We start from the raw sequence: 15,528 nt of genomic DNA, 5'->3' as shown, positions 1-15,528 counted from the left end.
ACCGGGCAGCGCGGCCATGTCGACCTCGCGCTGGTGTTTGTTGCCGCCGATGACGTGGATGGGGTTGCCCACGCCCTGGTCGGTGCCCGAGGCATTGCCCAGCGTGGCCACGCCCGCGCCGCCGCAGGGGCTGCCCAGGCCCGCGCCGTCGCCGCCGGCGCAGCACATCTGGGTGGGGTCGCACGCGGCGTGGGCCGCCAGGGCCGTGCACAGCAGCAGGGCCAGCAAGGCGATGGTCCGTTTCATGGTGCTCACCCCGCTACGCCACACACGGCCGAACCGCCCCCACCCGGGTCGCCAGCGCCATCGGACGGGCCGGGGTCCGCACCACCCCCACCCCCATCCTCACCACCACCGGCACCGGCACCGCCACCGCCGGCCGGCGTGCCGCCGCCCTCGCCCGCGGGCTGCGTCGAGGGCGTGTCGGGCTCGATCGCATCGGACTGCATCTGCAGGGTCACGTGCGTCACGATGGGAATGCGCCCGGCCGCGATCAGTTGCGTGCGGAAGGCGTCGGTGCCCGGGTCCTGCCAGCGCAGGTACTGGCTGTAGAGCTGGCGCACCAGCGGCACCGGGGGCGCGTAGCCCTGGGTGATGCGCAGCCGGATCAGGTTGGCGTCGTGGATGTTCTGGCCCGAAGACGCACGCACCTCGGCCGGGTTCCTGAAGGCCAGGTTCGCGTGGGGAATGACGCGCCGGCCCTGCCCCAGCGCGCGCTGCAGCGCGGGGTCGTTCCAGTCGTCGAAGCTGGCGCGGCTGGGGTTGAGCAGCTCGATGCGGGTGTGGGCCGCCACGTCGGCCGCGGCCCGCGCATGGGCCTGCGCGAGCTCCGCGCTGTCGCGGCCGCCGCCGTACAGCGGCACCAGCGCGCGCACGTAAGCCGCCTGCACGCTGGCCAGGCTGGCGTTGCCCACCGCACCCGCCCGCGCGGCCATGAAGGCCGCGTGGTTGAAGCCATTGCGCGCGAAGAACAGCAGGCCGTATTGCAGCAGCGCCAGGCCCAGCAGCGTGATCACCGGCCCCACCACGGTGAACTCCACCAGGGTCGCCCCGCGTTCGCGCCGCGGCGTGTGCGGGCGTGAAGGGCGCGGCAGGCCGGTGGCGAACAGCGGGTGTTCGAGCCGGTCGCCGGGGCGCAGGCCCAGGCGCTCGATGCTGCCCGCGGCCAGTTCGAGCGTGTGCCGGCCGCGGCCCCGCGGCAGCGGGCCGCAGGCGCTCAGGCGCCAGGGCGCCAGGTCGGGCACGCAGCGCAGCACCGCACCGCCGGCATCGAGGTAGACCACGTCGATCGAAGAACGCATGAAGCCGGTGTGCACGCTGGCGCAGCGCAACAGCAGCAGGCCCTGGCCATCGGGCAGCGGCGGCGCGAACAGGAGGCCACGCGCGCGCGACAGAAAGCGGTCGGCCAGATGCAGGTGCAGGGGGTGCCGGCCGGTGGCGGTGTGCAGCACGGCGCGGGTTCGGGGGGCGGCCATGGCGCTCACAGGCCCGAATGCATGAACTTCATCGCGATCGGGAAGAACAGCACGATGAAGGTGCAGGGAAAGATGAAGGCCAGCAGCGGGAAGAGCATCTTCACGGGCGCTTCCATGGCGAGCTTTTCGGCGCGCAGGAAGCGTTCGCTGCGGCGTTGGTCGGCTTGTGCGCGCAGCACCGGCCCGAGGTTCATGCCCATGCTCTCGGCCTGCACCACCGCGGTCACGAAGTGGCCCACCACGGGCTCGTCCAGGCGTTGCGCCATGGCGCGCAGCGCCTCGGCGCGCGGCTTGCCGGCGCGAATGTCGCGCAGCACGCGCTGGATGTCGTCGTTGAGCACACCGGGCGGGCCCTTGGCCACGGCCTGCACCAGCGCGCCCTGCAGGTTCAGGCCGGCCTCGACGCACAGGGTGATGAGGTCGAGAAAGAACGGCAGCGTCTTGAGCAATTCGCGCTGGCGCGCCTGGAGCCGGTCGCGCAGCCACAGGCCCGGCCAGAGCCAGCCCAGCAGCGCGCCCGCGGGCAGGGCCTGCAGCAGCAGTGGGGGCCGCGCGGGCGCGATCGCGTGAACGCCCCAGGCCGCGAGCGCCGCGACCGCGAGCGCGCCCACGGTGCGCGCGGCCACGAACTGCGCGGGGTGGATGGTGTAGTCGAGCCCGGCCTTGCGCAGCCGCGCGGCGAGCGCGCCCTGTGCGCGGTCGGCGAGCAGGGGCTCCAGGTAATGGCTGATCCACTGGATGGGCCACCACACGAGGCGAAAGCCGATGGGGGGCGTGTCCTTGTACTGGCGGTTTTCATCGGGCACGGCGGCCGCGGCGCGCGCGAGCACCCAAGCGATCAGCGCCACCGGCACGGCGAAACCCAGGGCGATCAGGGTCAGCATGGCGGGCTCAGACGTCGATGGCGACGATGCGGCGGATCACCACGATGCCCAGCACCTCGAGCACGCCGATGAGCGCGAGCGTGCCCCAGCCCAGGGGCGTGTGCCACAGCAGCGCCATGGCCTCGGGCTCCATGCGGTTGAGCACGGCCATGAGCAGCAGCGGCAGCAGGCCCACCACCCAGGCCTGCAGCCGGCCCTGGGCGGTGAGCGCGCCGATCTTGCCCTCCATCTGCAGGCGCGCGCGCAGCGTGTGCGATGTGCGCTCCAGCGTTTCGGCCAGGGCGCCGCCGGTTTCGGTGGCCACGCGCATGGCCGAGACCACCAGCGTGGTGGTGGGCGTGGGCATGCGCCGCGCCAGGTGCGTCAGCGCCTGTTCGAGCGTCACGCCCAGGCGCTGCTCGCGCAGCAGCAGCGCGAACTCCTGGGCCAGGGGCGGGGCGCTTTCGGCCACCAGTTGCTGCAGCGCCGAGGTCAGCCCCACGCCCGCGCGCATGCCGCCCGCGAGCATCATCAGCGCGTCGGGCAGCTGGTGCTCGAAGCAGCGCAGGCGGCGCGCGCGCAGCGTGGCGTACACCCAGCGCGGCAGCAGGGCCAGCGCGAAGAACGCGGGCAGCGCCAGCCACGCGCTGCCGGTGAGCAACCAGGTGAGCAGCGCACCCAGGGCCATCACCGCGAGGTTGGCCACGAAGAGCTTTTGCGGCTCGATGAACAGGAAGAACTCCTGCGCCTGGAAGCGCGTGCGTTCGGTGAAGGCGGCGCGGTAACGCGCGAGCGAACCGGTGCCGACGTCGATCACGAACCAGGCCAGCAGCGCGGCCGAGACCGCCACCACGGCGGTGATGAGCCACAGGCGGGCATTCATCGCGCTCAGCCCTCGTGCACCGGCGCGGTCACCGGCTTGAAGATGTCGAGCGCGGGCGCCTGGCCCAGGGCGCGCAGGGTTTCGTAGAACGAGGGCACGGCGTCGCAGCCCGTGAAGTGCCCGCGCATGCGGCCGTCGGGCCCGCCATAGCCCTGGGGCTCGAAGCGGAACAGCTCCTGCAGCTGCAGCTTGCCGCTTTCCATGCCGCAGACCTCGGTGATGCTGGTGACGCGGCGCGAGCCGCAGGCGAAGCGCGTCTGCTGCACGATCAGGTGCACGGCCGAGGCCACCTGCTCGCGGATGGCCGTGAGCGGCAGGTCCATGCCGGCCATGAGCACCATGGTTTCGAGCCGCGCGAGCGCGTCGCGCGGCGTGTTGGCGTGCAGCGTGGTGAGCGAGCCGTCGTGGCCCGTGTTCATGGCCTGCAGCATGTCCAGGGTTTCGCCGCCGCGGCATTCGCCCACCACGATGCGGTCGGGCCGCATGCGCAGCGTGTTGCGCACGAGCTCGCGGATCGGCACCGCGCCCTTGCCCTCGGCGTTCGCGGGCCGCGATTCGAGGCTCACCAGGTGCTCGTGGTGCAGCCGCAGCTCGGCCGCGTCTTCGACCGTGACGATGCGCTCGCCCGCGGGGATGAAGTTGGACAGGATGTTGAGCAGCGTGGTCTTGCCCGAGCCGGTGCCGCCCGAGACCACCACGTTCTTGCGCGCCACCACGCAGACCTCGAGGAAGCGCGCCATCGCGGGGCTGATGGAGCCGAAGCGCACGAGGTCGTCGGCGGTGAGCTTGTGGCGCGCGAACTTGCGGATGGTGAGGCAGGCGCCCTTGAGCGCCAGCGGCGGGATGATGGCGTTCACGCGCGAGCCGTCCTTGAGCCGCGCGTCCACCATGGGCGAGGACTCGTCGATGCGCCGGCCCAGCGGCGCCACGATGCGTTCGATGACGCCCATGACCGCGCGGTCGCCCGTGAAGCTCAGCGGGTGGCGCCGCAGGCGGCCGGCCTGTTCGATGTAGATCTCGTCGTGGCGGTTGACCATGATCTCGGTCACGCCCTCGTCGGCCAGCAGGGCTTCGAGCGGCCCCAGGCCGATGGCCTCGTCGAGCACCTGCCGGCACAGCAGCACGCGGTCGATGTCGGGCGGGATCTCGGGGTCGAGCTCGGCCAGGATCTGGCGCAAGAGGCTCTCGGTTTCGCGGCGCAGGCGCTCGTCGCTCATGGCGGACACGTCGTGGCGGCGCAGGTCCATGGTGTCGATCAGCTTGCCGTGGATGCGCCGGCGCCATTCGAAGCCGCGCTGAAGGGTCTCGCGGTCCGAGGCGGGCGCAGGCGTGGGCGTGGCGTCGGGCACCGGACACGGCGGGGGGGCACTTTGCGGCGCAGCGGCCTCGACCGCTGGCGCGGGCGCCGCCGCGCGCTGCGACACCCGCAGCCGGAACGGGCCGATGCCGATCACATCGTGTGGCTGCAGCGGACCGTGCTGCGCGGCTATGCGGCTGCCATTGACCAGCACGCCGCCGAGCGCGCCCATGTCTTCGATCAGCAACCCAGCGGGCGTGGCGAACAGCCGTGCGTGCTCCTTGCCCACGCGCCAGCTGTCGAGCCGCACCTCGTTGTGCGCACCCTTGCCGATGCCGCAATCGTCGGGCGCCTGCAGCGTGTGCTGGCTGCCGTCGGGGAACTCGATCTGTATCTCCAACATGGGGGTCTCCAGGGGATGGGGGCTCAGGGAAGGGGCTGCAAGGGCTCGCTCAGGTGCGGCGGCGGGCCCAGTTGCGAGCGCAGGCGCTCGCCGGTGCGCTGCACGCGCTCGGCCAGCGCGGGCGTGTGCGCGTCGACCACGGTGGGCGTGACGAAGACGACCAGCTCGGTCTCCTTGTTCTGGAAGCGCCGCGAGCGGAACAGCGCGCCGAGCACGGGCAGGTCGCCCAGCAGCGGCACCTTGTCGACCTGGCCGGCCTGCTCGCGCTGGATCAGGCCGCTGAGCACCAGGGTCTGGCCGTCGCGCACGTTGAACTCGGTGCTGGTCTTGCGCGACAGCAGCGCCGGCCCCGCGGGCGTGCTCACCGAGGGATCGATCTGGCTCACCTCGGTCTCGACGGTCGCGCGGATCACGCCGCTCGCGTCGACGCGCGGCTGGATGTCGAGCCGCACGCCGTAGGGCTTGAACAGCACCGTGGGCCCGTTGACCGTGGACACGGTGTACGGGTATTCGCCGCCCGCGAGAAAGCTCGCCTTGGCGCCGTTGCGCGCCGACAGCTGCGGCTCGGCGAGCACGGTGCTGTGGCCGTTCTGCAGCAGCAGGTTGAGCTGCGCGCCCAGGCCCGCATTGACCGCGCTGAGCAGGGTGAGCGCGCGCGGCACGGGAATGCCGCTGGCCGAGCCGTCGGCGTTGGTGATGGGCAGGCCGTTGGTGCCCGAGGGCACGCCGATCTGGTAGGGCGCGACCGCGCCGCGGTGCCCGGGCGACCAGATGCCGCCCACGGCCGCGCCGCCCATGGCCGTCCACTTCAGCCCGATCTCGCGCAGCTCGTTGACGGGGAACTCGACCACCTTCACGTCCAGCAGCACCATCTGCTCCCAGCCGAGGCGGTTGGTGAAGTTGACGATCTGCGGGTAGGTCTTGGCCAGCACCTCGATCTTCGCGAGGTCGAGGTCGGAGAGCTGCTCGCCTTCGACGATCACCTTGTCGCCGATCACCGAGGCGCGCGCGTTGGGGATGGCGCCCAGGAAGGCCGCGACCTCGCGCGCCACGCGGCCGACGTCGCCCGCGACGATGTGGACCTTGATGCGTTGGTGCCGACCGTCGGCGTTCCACACGAACAGCGACGAGGTGCCCGCGCCGTTGGCGAACAGGATCACCTCGCGGTCGTCGAGCGCGGCGGCCGTGAGCAGGCTGCCGTTGCCCACCGCGATGCGCGCCACGCCCGGCGTGGGGAACACGCGCGACTCGCCGACGAACATCTCGATTTCCGCCACGTCGGCGGCCTCGCTCTCGGTCTCGCGGATGGGTGCGTAAGCGGGGCGCACGGGCCGCGCGGCACGGCGGGTGGGGGGCGCCGCGCCGATGCGCGGCGGCGGGCTGTCGGCATAGAGCGTGTCGGCCGGCCGCGCGAGCGGCGGCCATGGCAACAGAACCAGCGCGGCGAGCAGCGGCGCGGTGCGGGGCACATGCGGCATGGGAAGGTCCGTGAGAGGGGTGGGGTCAGGGTCTGGGCTCACCCGCGCGCGGACCCAGGTGCAGGTCGCCCGCGGCCACCTTGCCGGCGCGCCCGCCGTAGAGCACGGGCACCTCGCGCGCAAGCGGGTTGCCGCCGCCCGCGAGCCAGGCCAGCAGGTCTCGCGGTGCGCCGGGCAGCGGCGCCTTGTCCTGCGGGTGGCGCAGCAGTGCGGTGAGCTTGCCGAGCTCGCGCGCGGCGATCAGGTTGCGCGCCTCGGCCGGGTCGGCGTCGAGCGTGACCGTGGCGTACAGCCGCGATTCGCCGCTGCGCGGATCGTCCATGGCGCGCTGGCCCGTGGCCATCACCGTGACGGCCTGAAGCAAGGGGAACACGCGCTTGCGGCCCTGGTGGTCGAGCGTGAGCACGAGGTCGATGAGGTCGCCGGGCTCGAGCAGGCCCGAGATCGCGTTGATCTCGTCCACCGGCACCGTCAGCGCGCGCCGGCCCGGGGCCACGCGCGCGGAGAAGGTGGGCACGCGCGTGCCTTCCACCATGCCCAGCAGGATCGCTTCGCCGCCCTTGGCGTCGAACGCCAGCGCCTTGCCGTCCACGCGGTCGAACTGCTCGGGCCGCAGCGCCAGGCTGTGCACGAAGTCGGCCGGCACAGGCCGCAGCGCGAGGTTGTCGCTGCTCAGGCGCTCGCCCTTGGCGAGGTCGACCTTGGCCACCACCACCTCGACCATCCGCCCCTTGCCCTGGGCCTCGATCGCGGCGAGCTGGCTGGCCAGGTAGCTGCGCGCACCGAGCGCGGCGGCCAGGCCGATGGACAGGGCCACGCCGAGCACGATCCAGAGTCGGTTGGGCTTGAGGCGGGTGAAGGCGGCGGGCGGTTTCATGGGCGGGTGGACAAAACAAAGGGGGTTCACCAGGGCAGCGACAGCGCAAATCCGAAGCGCTGGTAGGCCACGCGCAGGGCGTCGAGCAGTTGCACCAGCACGCTGGCGTCGCTGCCCATGCCGATGCCCAGCGCCAGGGCCAGCGCGGCGCAGACCACCACGTACTCCAGGCTCGATTGGCCGCGCGCGCGAGGGCCGGCGCTCACTGGCCTACCCTCCGTGCTGCGCACTGCGGGGCTGAGCACCTTGGGAGCGGCCCGGCGGCGCTCATGGCAGCCGCTCCAGCGGGGTGACGGTGGTGAGCACCACGCTCGCGCGCCCGTCGGGCAGGCGGCCGATGACGGCCAGCGCTTCGCGGCCCGGCCCCTCGAACAGCAGCACGCGCCCGGTCTCGGCGGTGTGCCGCAGCGCCATGCCCAGATTCTTCATCGCGGTGCTGAGCGCTCGGGCGTTGAGCGCCTGGCTCAGGCCATTGCTGTAAACGAGCTGGTTCGACCAGCGATCGCCGTCGCGCGCGCGGGTGTGGCTCAGCAGCTGCGATCCCGCGGGCAGCCGTTGCAGCCAGCGCCGCACCAGCGCCTGCCGGTGCTCGCGCTGCCCGGCCGCCCGCGCGAGGTCGGCGGTCACCAGCAAGGCACGCGAGCCGCCCGACGCGGCCTCGCCCTCGTCGATCTGCACCGTGGTGTAGAAGCCGCGATGGGCATGGCCCAGCACGCGTTGCCGGCCCAGGCGGCTTTCGACCACCGCACCGCCCAGGCTGGCGCGCAGCGCCGCCGCGAGCGCGGGGGCCGACAAGGCCGATCGCAGGCTTTGCACGCGCAGCGGCACGCCATTGAGTTCCAGCCCGTCGGTGATCGGCGAGCGGCCCACGGCCGCGGGCAGCGCCAGCTCGGGCCAGCGGTGCTCGGCGTGCGCGGACGCGGCCAGCAGGGCGCACAAGCCCAGCGCACAAAGCCCCCGCCCGGGCGGTGCGAGACGTTCGATGCTCATGGCTGACGCAGGCGGTCGGGCGGCACCACGTCCTGCCAGAAGTCGAGCTGGCCCAGCCGGGGTGCGCCGATGCCGCCGGGCAGTTCGATCGCCTGCATGAGGGGATCGACCAGGCCCGAGAGCGGGCGCAGCACGCTGCCGGGAAACACCAGCGGGTTGTCGAGCCGGCCCTGCACCTGGGCGGGATCGCGTGCGCCCCAGCCGTCGATGAGCAGGCTGGTGCGGCGCGACACCACCAGGCCGATGCGATCGAAGGGCTGGTAGGCCCGCAGACCCGGCGGCAGATCGGCCAGCCGCACCTGCACGCGCGCGGTGTAGAGGCCGCGGCTTTGCAGCGAGAGCGCGCCGTGCAAGGGAAAGGCGCGGCCGTCGCCCGCGGCGGAGAAGGCCTCGCCGTGCGTGGCGCCCCCGGGGCCCGGGCCGAAGGCCAGCGTCACGTCCTCGGCCGGGCGCACCAGGGGCGTGCCGTCGGGCCGCTGCCAGAACGCCGGGGCGCCGCGCGGGGTCTCGCCGCTGCGGATCGGTGCGTCGACGCCGGCGAAGAAGCGCTGGCGCAGCTCGTTCGCGAGTTGCGCTTCGGGCTCGAAGCCGCCGCCCGCGGCGTGGCGCGCCATGGCGGTGAAGGCCGCGTGGCGCGCGGCCAGCAGGGTGCTGTGCGCCACGTCCTGGTAGCGCGCCACCCAGGGCATGAGCAGGAACAGCGGCACCAGGGCCAGCGCGACCACGAGGAACTCGGTGAGCGCCTGGCCGCGCTGGCGCGGCCGTCGGCCCGCGGGCTTCTGTACGGTCGCGAGGAGGAAGGCCGGCGTCTTCATGGCATCACCACGTCCTGCAGCGCGCCCGCGCGGCCCAGGTAGGGCGAGGCGTCGATCAGCCGCGCCTGCCAGTACGGGTTGAACAGGCTCGCGAGTTCGGCGTTGCCGTCGTCGCGGGGCGTGGGCCGCTCGAAGTAGGCCTGCGACGCCGACACACCGGCGTAGACCGCGCGCGCGGGCCGCGCGGCGTAGCGGTTGAGCCGCGCCGAGGCCGGCACCTGCGCGCGCGCATCGGAGGTGCGCGTCTGGTCGGCCGCGCGCGTGACACGCACCGCGAAGTCCAGCCGCGGGTCGCCGCCGGCCTGCGAGCGCGCGGCGGCCGAGAGCTCGAAGAAGCCCGGCAGACCGCTGTAGCGCCAGTCGTTCGACGAGGCCTGCGCGGTGGCTCTGGGGTTGGTGCGCGCGCCCGGCGCATCGCCGTTGTCGCCGTCGCCATCGCCGGTGTTGGCGGCCTGAGCGCCCTCGCCCAGCGCCTGCTCGCTGGCGCGGCAGCGCGGCACCCAGCGCCCGCGCAGCCGAAAGCGCCAGATCGACACCGTGTCGAGCGCGCGCCACTCGTCGTAGCCCACCAGCGTGGTGCCGCCGGCGCGCTCCACGCGGTCGTTGTGCCCGCCCCCGAGGTCGACGCAGGTGGGATAGCCCGATTCGCTGCGCCAGCTGCGCATGGGCAGGAAGGGGTCGAGGCCCGCGGCGGCCAGCGTGGCCTGCTTGAAGCGCTCGCGTTCGTCGCCGCTGTAGCGGTGCATGAAGGGGCGGCCGTCGAAGTCGAGGTAGCCATCGGCCAGCGGCACGGCATCGACATGCACCTCGCCGTCGTCGGCGTAGTTGGCCCGCGCCACTTCCTCCATCACGGCCTGTCGCATGCCGGGCAGCGCCGCGGCCATGGTGGCCTGGGCCGCCTGCAGGGCCAGCTTGGCCGCTTCGGCGGGCAGCACGGCCGCCTCGGTGGCCTGCTCCACGGCCTGCGCCACGGGCTCCACGAAGCCATAGGCATTGGCGTAGTACAGGCCGATGCACACGGGCGCGTACATCAGCATGGCCTTGGCCGTGGGCTCGGCGTACTGGGGCACCGAGCAGCCCAGCTGCGCCGTGCTGTCGGCCTGCGTCTGCACGTACTGCGCCCACGACGACAGGCTCACCATCTGCGCGATGGCCACCTCGTTGGCGATCAGCGCGCGGTTGGTGTACGCCGCATGGTTGAGGGCGCGCGCGTTCATCACGCCCGCGCTGTAGGCCACGGCGTCGGCCGTGTTCACGAGCTGGGTTTTCTCGCGGGTGAGCTGGCCGGTGTTGAACAGGAAGAACAGCGCGGCCAGCCCGCCCACAAGGACGAACAGACCATAGACCAGCGCCTGGCCTTGCTCGCGGGCGCTCCGTGCCCGCCTTCTTCCGGTGCAACCCGGCCCGCGCGCGAAGCGGCGGGGGGCTTGCATGACGCAGCGACGGGCGCGACTAGCGCGACTCGTCGTTCTGGTAGCTGCCCAGGCCCTTCTTCTTGTTGCCTTCGGCCAGGGCCGCGTCGGCGGCCGTCTTGGATTGCTGGATGGCCGTGCTGGCCGACTGGCCCGAGACCTCCAGCGCGATGCCCGCGGTCTGGTTGCGGATGGTCTGGCCGAAGAACTGGTAGACCGCGATCGCCGCCACCGCGATCAGCGCGACGATGACGATGTATTCGGTCATGCCCTGGCCGCGGTGACAGCGGCGGCCGGGGCGGCGTGCGTGCAAACCCATGGTGTCCCTCCTGAATGCCTGGCGGACGGCGTGCCGCCTTGTGGCGCCGCGAATGCTAGGAGGAAAGCACGCTCAGCCATTACATCGGGGAGGTATCGCGCGGCCGATCGCAAACACAAAAGTCATGGCTCAGGCCGCCGCAACGCGGGGCGCGGGACGGGCCTCGGTGATGGGCAGGTGCACCAGGGCCGCACCCACGGCCAGCACGATGTCGACATACCAGACCCAGTCGTAGCTGCCCGTGGCCTCGAACACGCGCCCGCCCAGCCAGGCCCCGAGGAAGCCGCCGATCTGGTGCGCGAACATCACCGCGCCGAACAGCATGGCCAGGTTGCCCACGCCGAAGAACTTGGCCACCAGACCCACCGTGGGCGGCACGGTCGACAGGAAAGTGAAGCCCATGACCGCGGCGAACACCAGCATCACGGCCTCGGTCTTGGGCGCGAGCAGGAACACGAGCACCGCGAGGCCACGCGTGGCGTACACCAGCGACAGCAGCGACTTCATGCGCCAGCGCCCCACGGCCCAGCCCATGGCCAGGCTGCCCATGATGTTGAACAGGCCGATGATGCCCAGCGCCCAGGCGCCCACGGGCGCGGGCAGGCCGCAGGCCGCGACCACGCCGGGCAGGTGCGTGGCGAGAAAGGCCACGTGGAAGCCGCAAACGAAAAAGCCCGCCGACAGCATGAGGTAGCCCGGGTGGCGCAGCGCCCGGGCCAGGGCCTCGCGCGCCGGCAGCGCCGCGGCCGCGGGCGCACCGGCCGTGGCCACCGGCCCGCCGCGCAGCACCAGGGCCGCGGGCAGGGCCAGCAGCACGATGAAGGCCAGCGCCTGCAGCGCCCCCACCCAGCCCAGGCTGGCGGTGAGCGCGGCGGCCAGCGGCGCCATGAGGAACTGGCCGAAAGAGCCGCCCGCGTTGACCACGCCCGTGGCCAGGCCGCGGCGCTCGGGCGGCATCAGCCGGCTGGTGGCGGCCATCAGCACCGAAGGCCCGGCCATGCCCGCGCCGCCCGCGGCCAGGATGCCCAGCGACAGGATCAGGCCCCAGGTGCTGGTCATGAAGGGCGTGAGGAAGGTGCCCAGCGCCACCAGGCTCACGCCCAGCAGCAGCACGCGGCCCGCGCCCACGCGGTCGGCAAAGGCACCTGCGAACGGTTGCGTGAGGCCCCACCAGAGCTGGCCGAAGGCGAAGGCCAGGCTGATGCTGGCCACACCCAGGCCGGTGGCGGTGTTGATGGGCGACAGGAAGAAGCCCATGGTCTGGCGCGTGCCCATGGTGAGCGCAAAGGTGCCCGCAGCCGCGAGCAGCACCAGCCACCAGAGGCGGGCGCGGGGTTCATTCAAGGCCATGGCCGGCTCCTTCCTCATCGAGGATCTGCAGGGATTCGTCGATCAGCGCATGCAAGGCCACCACGCGCTCGGGGCCCAGGCGGGCGTTGAGCGCTTCCTGCGCCGCGCGCCAGCGGCGCTGGGCTTCGCTGCGCTTGGCCTGTCCCTCGGGCGTGGCCTGGATGAACCAGCTGCGCGCGTCGGGCCCGGGGGCCTGCTCGACCCAGCCGGCCTCGATCAGCGGGCGCAGGTTGCGTGACAGCGTGGACGCGCTCATGTGCATCTGCTGCGCGAGCTCCACGGCCCGGATGGGGCCGAGCTTGGTGATGTGCGAGAGCAGCGTGTACTGCGTGGTCTTGAGGCCGGTCTTGCCGACCTCGGCGTCGTAGTGCGCACCCACCACCCGCACCAGCTGGCGCAGCTTGAAGTTGGTGCAGCCCTGCGGGCGCACCGCCGGAGGCCTGCTTGACGCGGGTGTGACAGCTGACATGCGGTTAATTGTATCTACAATCGATGCATATGCAACTGAATCGGAGATTTCCATGAGCGACACCCTGCAGCAATGGCTGGCCGACGAAGAGGCCGTGCTGGCCGCCCTGGCCAAGGGCCCGGGACCGGGCGTGGCATCGCCCGAGCAGGTGGCGGGCAAAAGCGGCCTCGAGCTGATGCACGCCATGCTGCGCGGCGAGCTGCCCTATGCGGCCATCGCGCCCACGCTCGATTTCCTCATCGTGGGCGTGGGCGACGGCACCGCGACCTTCCAGGGCACACCCCTGCCCCGCCATTTCAATCCCATGGGCACGGTGCACGGCGGCTGGTTCGCCACCCTGCTCGACTCGGCACTGGGCTGCGCCGTGCACACCAAGATGCCGCCCGGCCGCGCCTACACCACGGCAGAACTCGGCGTGAACATCGTGCGCGCGCTCACGCCCAAGGTGCCGCGCGTGCGCGCCATCGGCCAGGTGGTGCACTGCGGCCGCCAGCTCGCCACGGCCGAGGCCCGGCTGGTGGGGCCCGACGGCACGCTGTACGCGCATGCCACGACGACCTGCCTGGTTTTCGAGACGCGCTGACAATACGGCCCATGCGAATCCTCCACACCATGCTGCGCGTGGGCAACCTCCAGCGCTCGATCGACTTCTACACGAACGTGCTCGGCATGAAGCTGCTGCGCACCTCCGACAACCCCGAGTACAAGTACTCGCTCGCCTTCCTGGGCTTCGAGAGCAACCCGGCGCAGGCCGAGATCGAGCTCACCTACAACTGGGGCGTGGAGCAGTACGAGATGGGCACGGCCTACGGCCACATTGCGCTGGGCGTGTCCGACGCCTACGCGGCCTGCGAGAAGATCAAGGCCGCGGGCGGGAACGTGACGCGCGAAGCCGGCCCGGTGAAAGGCGGCACCACGGTGATCGCTTTCGTGACCGATCCCGACGGCTACAAGATCGAGCTGATCCAGCGCGCCGATGACCAGGCCAGCGGCCAGGGCCTGCGCTGATCGCTGGCGCGAGCGCCCAAACAAAAGGCCCGGGGACACCGGGCCTTTTGCATGGCGCTGCGCAGCGCGTTCAGCGCACGATCACGACCTCGACGCGGCGCGCTTCGGCGTCGGCACCGCTGCCCGTGGTCACCTCGGGCTTCTTGAGCTCCAGGCTGGCTTCGGCCACACCGGCGCCGACCAGCGCGTCGCGCACGGCCAGGGCGCGCTGCTTGGCCAGTTCGGCGTTGAAGGCAGCGTCGCCGGTGGCGTCGTGGAAGCCCGAGAGCACCAGGCGGGCGCCGCCCTTGGCGGCTTCGATGGACTCGGCCAGCGCCACCAGGGCGCCCGGGGCCAGATCGGCCTTGCCGGTGGCGAAGTAGAACTTCACCACGCCGTTTTCCACCACCACGCTCGCGTCGGTGGCCGAGACGACCACCGCGGCGGGCGCCGCCGCGGCCTTGGCGGGCTTGGCGCCGCGCGCCGAGAACACGCCCAGGCCCAGCACACCGCCGATGATGAGCACGATGAGGGCAATGAGCACCACCGCGACGACGCGTTGTTCGGGTTCGTTATCCTGTGTGGCCATGCGATGGACTCCTGTGATCGGGTGTTCGGGGAAAACCCGGCATTCTAGTGAATCGGCATGAAGCGTTTGACGACCTGGAACCCCGCGGAACGCGACGGCCTGGCCATGATGGCCGACACCCTGGCCGACTGGCACACCCAGGGCCCCGAGGCCGACCTCTGGGTGTTCGCCTACGCCTCGCTGGTCTGGCGCCCCGAATTCGAAGCCGCCGAAACCCGCCCCGCCCGCGTGCACGGCTACCACCGCTGCCTGCAGATGTGGAGCCGCGTCAACCGCGGCACGCCCGAATGCCCGGGCCTGGTGTTCGCGCTCATGGCCGGCGGCAGTTGCGACGGCCTGGCCTTGCGCGTACCGCGCGAGCAGGTGGCCGGCCTCATGCCGCGCCTGTGGGCGCGCGAGATGCCCAACCCCGTCTACGACCCCAAATGGCTGCGCGCACGCACGCCGCAGGGCGAGGTGCGCGCGCTGGCGTTCACGCTCTCGCACCGCAGCCCGAGCTACACCGGCGAGCTGCCGCCCGAGCGCTACCGCGAGATTTTTTCTGTCTCGTGCGGCCGCTACGGCACCACGCTGGACTACGCTCGCCAGACCTTCCTCGGCCTCAAGGCCCACGGCATCCACGACCACGCGCTCGAAAAACTGCTGCGCCTGGCCGACGACCTCCCCACACCCACCACACCATGAACATCGCCGACCTGCGCAAGAGCTACGAAAAAGCCGAACTCAGCGAAGACGCCTCGCACGCCGATCCGCTGCAGCAGTTCGACCAATGGCTGAAAGAAGCCATCGCGGCCGAGGTGCCCGAGCCCAACGCCATGACGCTGGCCACCGTGGGTTCCGACCTGCGGCCCAGCACGCGCGTGGTGCTCGTCAAGGGCTACGACGCGCGCGGCATCGTCTGGTACACCAACTACCAGAGCCGCAAGGGCCGCGAGCTCGCGGGCAACCCGTTCGCGGCGCTGCAGTTCCACTGGGTCGAGCTCGAACGCGTGGTGCGCATCGAAGGCCGGGTGGAGAAGACCAGCGACGAAGAAAGCGACGCCTACTTCCACAGCCGCCCGCTCGACAGCCGCATCGGCGCCTGGGCAAGCCCACAAAGCGAGGTGATCGAGAGCCGCACGGTGCTCGTGACCAACGCCGCGAAGTACGGTGCGCAGTTCCTGCTCAAGCCGCCGCGCCCGCCGCACTGGGGCGGCTACCGCCTGGTGCCCGACACCTGGCAGTTCTGGCAGGGCCGCAAGAGCCGGCTGCACGACCGGCTGCGCTACCGGCTCGATGGCGGTGCCTGGGTGCGCGAGCGGCTCGCGCCCTGAGGCCGACC

The 15,528-nt window shown here is 72.1% G+C and carries 19 protein-coding genes; 4 read left to right on the top strand and 15 right to left on the bottom strand.

Annotated elements, in window-relative coordinates:
* The 14 genes from WDZ95_RS21080 to WDZ95_RS21015 all read right to left on the bottom strand — a co-directional run.
* Positions 1-246, bottom strand: a 246-nt coding sequence (locus WDZ95_RS21080; protein WP_425781410.1) for a hypothetical protein, incomplete at its 3' end; no start/stop codon positions are given.
* Between the two features lie 5 nt (positions 247-251).
* Entirely contained in the window at positions 252-1,475 is a 1,224-nt protein-coding gene (locus tag WDZ95_RS21075) for a DUF192 domain-containing protein (RefSeq protein WP_425781408.1), read from the bottom strand.
* A gap of 5 nt (positions 1,476-1,480) precedes the next feature.
* A complete protein-coding gene (locus WDZ95_RS21070) occupies positions 1,481-2,359 on the bottom strand; it encodes a type II secretion system F family protein (RefSeq protein ID WP_425781406.1) in 879 nt (292 codons plus the stop codon).
* Between the two features lie 7 nt (positions 2,360-2,366).
* On the bottom strand, positions 2,367-3,221 hold the full coding sequence (locus WDZ95_RS21065; RefSeq protein ID WP_287469614.1) for a type II secretion system F family protein: 855 nt from the start codon (positions 3,219-3,221) through the stop codon (positions 2,367-2,369).
* 5 nt (positions 3,222-3,226) lie between these two features.
* Positions 3,227-4,921 carry an ATPase, T2SS/T4P/T4SS family gene (locus WDZ95_RS21060; RefSeq protein WP_425781404.1) on the bottom strand — a complete coding sequence of 565 codons (1,695 nt, stop codon included), beginning with the start codon at positions 4,919-4,921 and terminating at the stop codon, positions 3,227-3,229.
* A 23-nt stretch (positions 4,922-4,944) separates the two neighbouring features.
* The gene (locus WDZ95_RS21055) at positions 4,945-6,399 is read right to left on the bottom strand and encodes a type II and III secretion system protein family protein (RefSeq protein WP_425781402.1); all 1,455 of its coding nucleotides are present in this window, start codon (positions 6,397-6,399) and stop codon (positions 4,945-4,947) included.
* Between the two features lie 25 nt (positions 6,400-6,424).
* Positions 6,425-7,276: a Flp pilus assembly protein CpaB gene (cpaB, locus tag WDZ95_RS21050; protein ID WP_425781400.1), complete on the bottom strand. Its 852-nt coding sequence runs from the start codon at positions 7,274-7,276 to the stop codon at positions 6,425-6,427.
* Between the two features lie 26 nt (positions 7,277-7,302).
* A complete protein-coding gene (locus tag WDZ95_RS21045) occupies positions 7,303-7,482 on the bottom strand; it encodes a hypothetical protein (protein WP_425781398.1) in 180 nt (59 codons plus the stop codon).
* A 61-nt stretch (positions 7,483-7,543) separates the two neighbouring features.
* Entirely contained in the window at positions 7,544-8,266 is a 723-nt protein-coding gene (locus tag WDZ95_RS21040; protein WP_425781396.1) for a hypothetical protein, read from the bottom strand.
* Positions 8,263-9,081: a hypothetical protein gene (locus WDZ95_RS21035; RefSeq protein ID WP_425781394.1), complete on the bottom strand. Its 819-nt coding sequence runs from the start codon at positions 9,079-9,081 to the stop codon at positions 8,263-8,265. The genes WDZ95_RS21040 and WDZ95_RS21035 overlap by 4 nt, the downstream gene beginning before the upstream one ends.
* Positions 9,078-10,514, bottom strand: a complete 1,437-nt coding sequence (locus WDZ95_RS21030) for a pilus assembly protein TadG-related protein (RefSeq protein ID WP_425781392.1) — start codon at positions 10,512-10,514, stop codon at positions 9,078-9,080. Before WDZ95_RS21030 ends, WDZ95_RS21035 begins: the two co-directional genes overlap by 4 nt.
* A 19-nt stretch (positions 10,515-10,533) precedes the next feature.
* Entirely contained in the window at positions 10,534-10,812 is a 279-nt protein-coding gene (locus WDZ95_RS21025) for a hypothetical protein (protein ID WP_166224077.1), read from the bottom strand.
* Between the two features lie 129 nt (positions 10,813-10,941).
* The gene (locus WDZ95_RS21020) at positions 10,942-12,162 is read right to left on the bottom strand and encodes an MFS transporter (protein ID WP_425781390.1); all 1,221 of its coding nucleotides are present in this window, start codon (positions 12,160-12,162) and stop codon (positions 10,942-10,944) included.
* The gene (locus WDZ95_RS21015) at positions 12,149-12,631 is read right to left on the bottom strand and encodes a MarR family winged helix-turn-helix transcriptional regulator (protein WP_425781388.1); all 483 of its coding nucleotides are present in this window, start codon (positions 12,629-12,631) and stop codon (positions 12,149-12,151) included. Before WDZ95_RS21015 ends, WDZ95_RS21020 begins: the two co-directional genes overlap by 14 nt.
* A gap of 52 nt (positions 12,632-12,683) precedes the next feature.
* Between WDZ95_RS21015 and WDZ95_RS21010 the strand changes: the two genes are divergently transcribed.
* Positions 12,684-13,214 (top strand): PaaI family thioesterase, encoded by a 531-nt coding sequence (locus WDZ95_RS21010; RefSeq protein WP_425781386.1) that lies wholly within the window; start codon positions 12,684-12,686, stop codon positions 13,212-13,214.
* An 11-nt stretch (positions 13,215-13,225) separates the two neighbouring features.
* Positions 13,226-13,639, top strand: coding sequence for a lactoylglutathione lyase (gene gloA / locus WDZ95_RS21005; protein ID WP_166224065.1), 414 nt, complete (start codon positions 13,226-13,228; stop codon positions 13,637-13,639).
* Positions 13,640-13,709: 70 nt separating this feature from the next.
* On the opposite strand, the gene WDZ95_RS21000 is transcribed toward gloA, so the two are convergent.
* Positions 13,710-14,207: an OmpA family protein gene (locus WDZ95_RS21000; protein ID WP_166224062.1), complete on the bottom strand. Its 498-nt coding sequence runs from the start codon at positions 14,205-14,207 to the stop codon at positions 13,710-13,712.
* Between the two features lie 57 nt (positions 14,208-14,264).
* Between WDZ95_RS21000 and WDZ95_RS20995 the strand changes: the two genes are divergently transcribed.
* Entirely contained in the window at positions 14,265-14,891 is a 627-nt protein-coding gene (locus tag WDZ95_RS20995; protein WP_425781384.1) for a gamma-glutamylcyclotransferase, read from the top strand.
* On the top strand, positions 14,888-15,520 hold the full coding sequence (gene pdxH / locus WDZ95_RS20990; RefSeq protein WP_425781382.1) for a pyridoxamine 5'-phosphate oxidase: 633 nt from the start codon (positions 14,888-14,890) through the stop codon (positions 15,518-15,520). Before WDZ95_RS20995 ends, pdxH begins: the two co-directional genes overlap by 4 nt.
* Positions 15,521-15,528 lie beyond the last annotated feature (8 nt).

It is taken from the genome of Hydrogenophaga sp. T2 (assembly GCF_049843535.1).
Classification (GTDB): Bacteria; Pseudomonadota; Gammaproteobacteria; order Burkholderiales; family Burkholderiaceae_C; genus Hydrogenophaga; species Hydrogenophaga crocea.
Note: the sequence above shows the minus strand (reverse complement) of the source record. Positions and strands in the feature narration are given on the sequence as shown.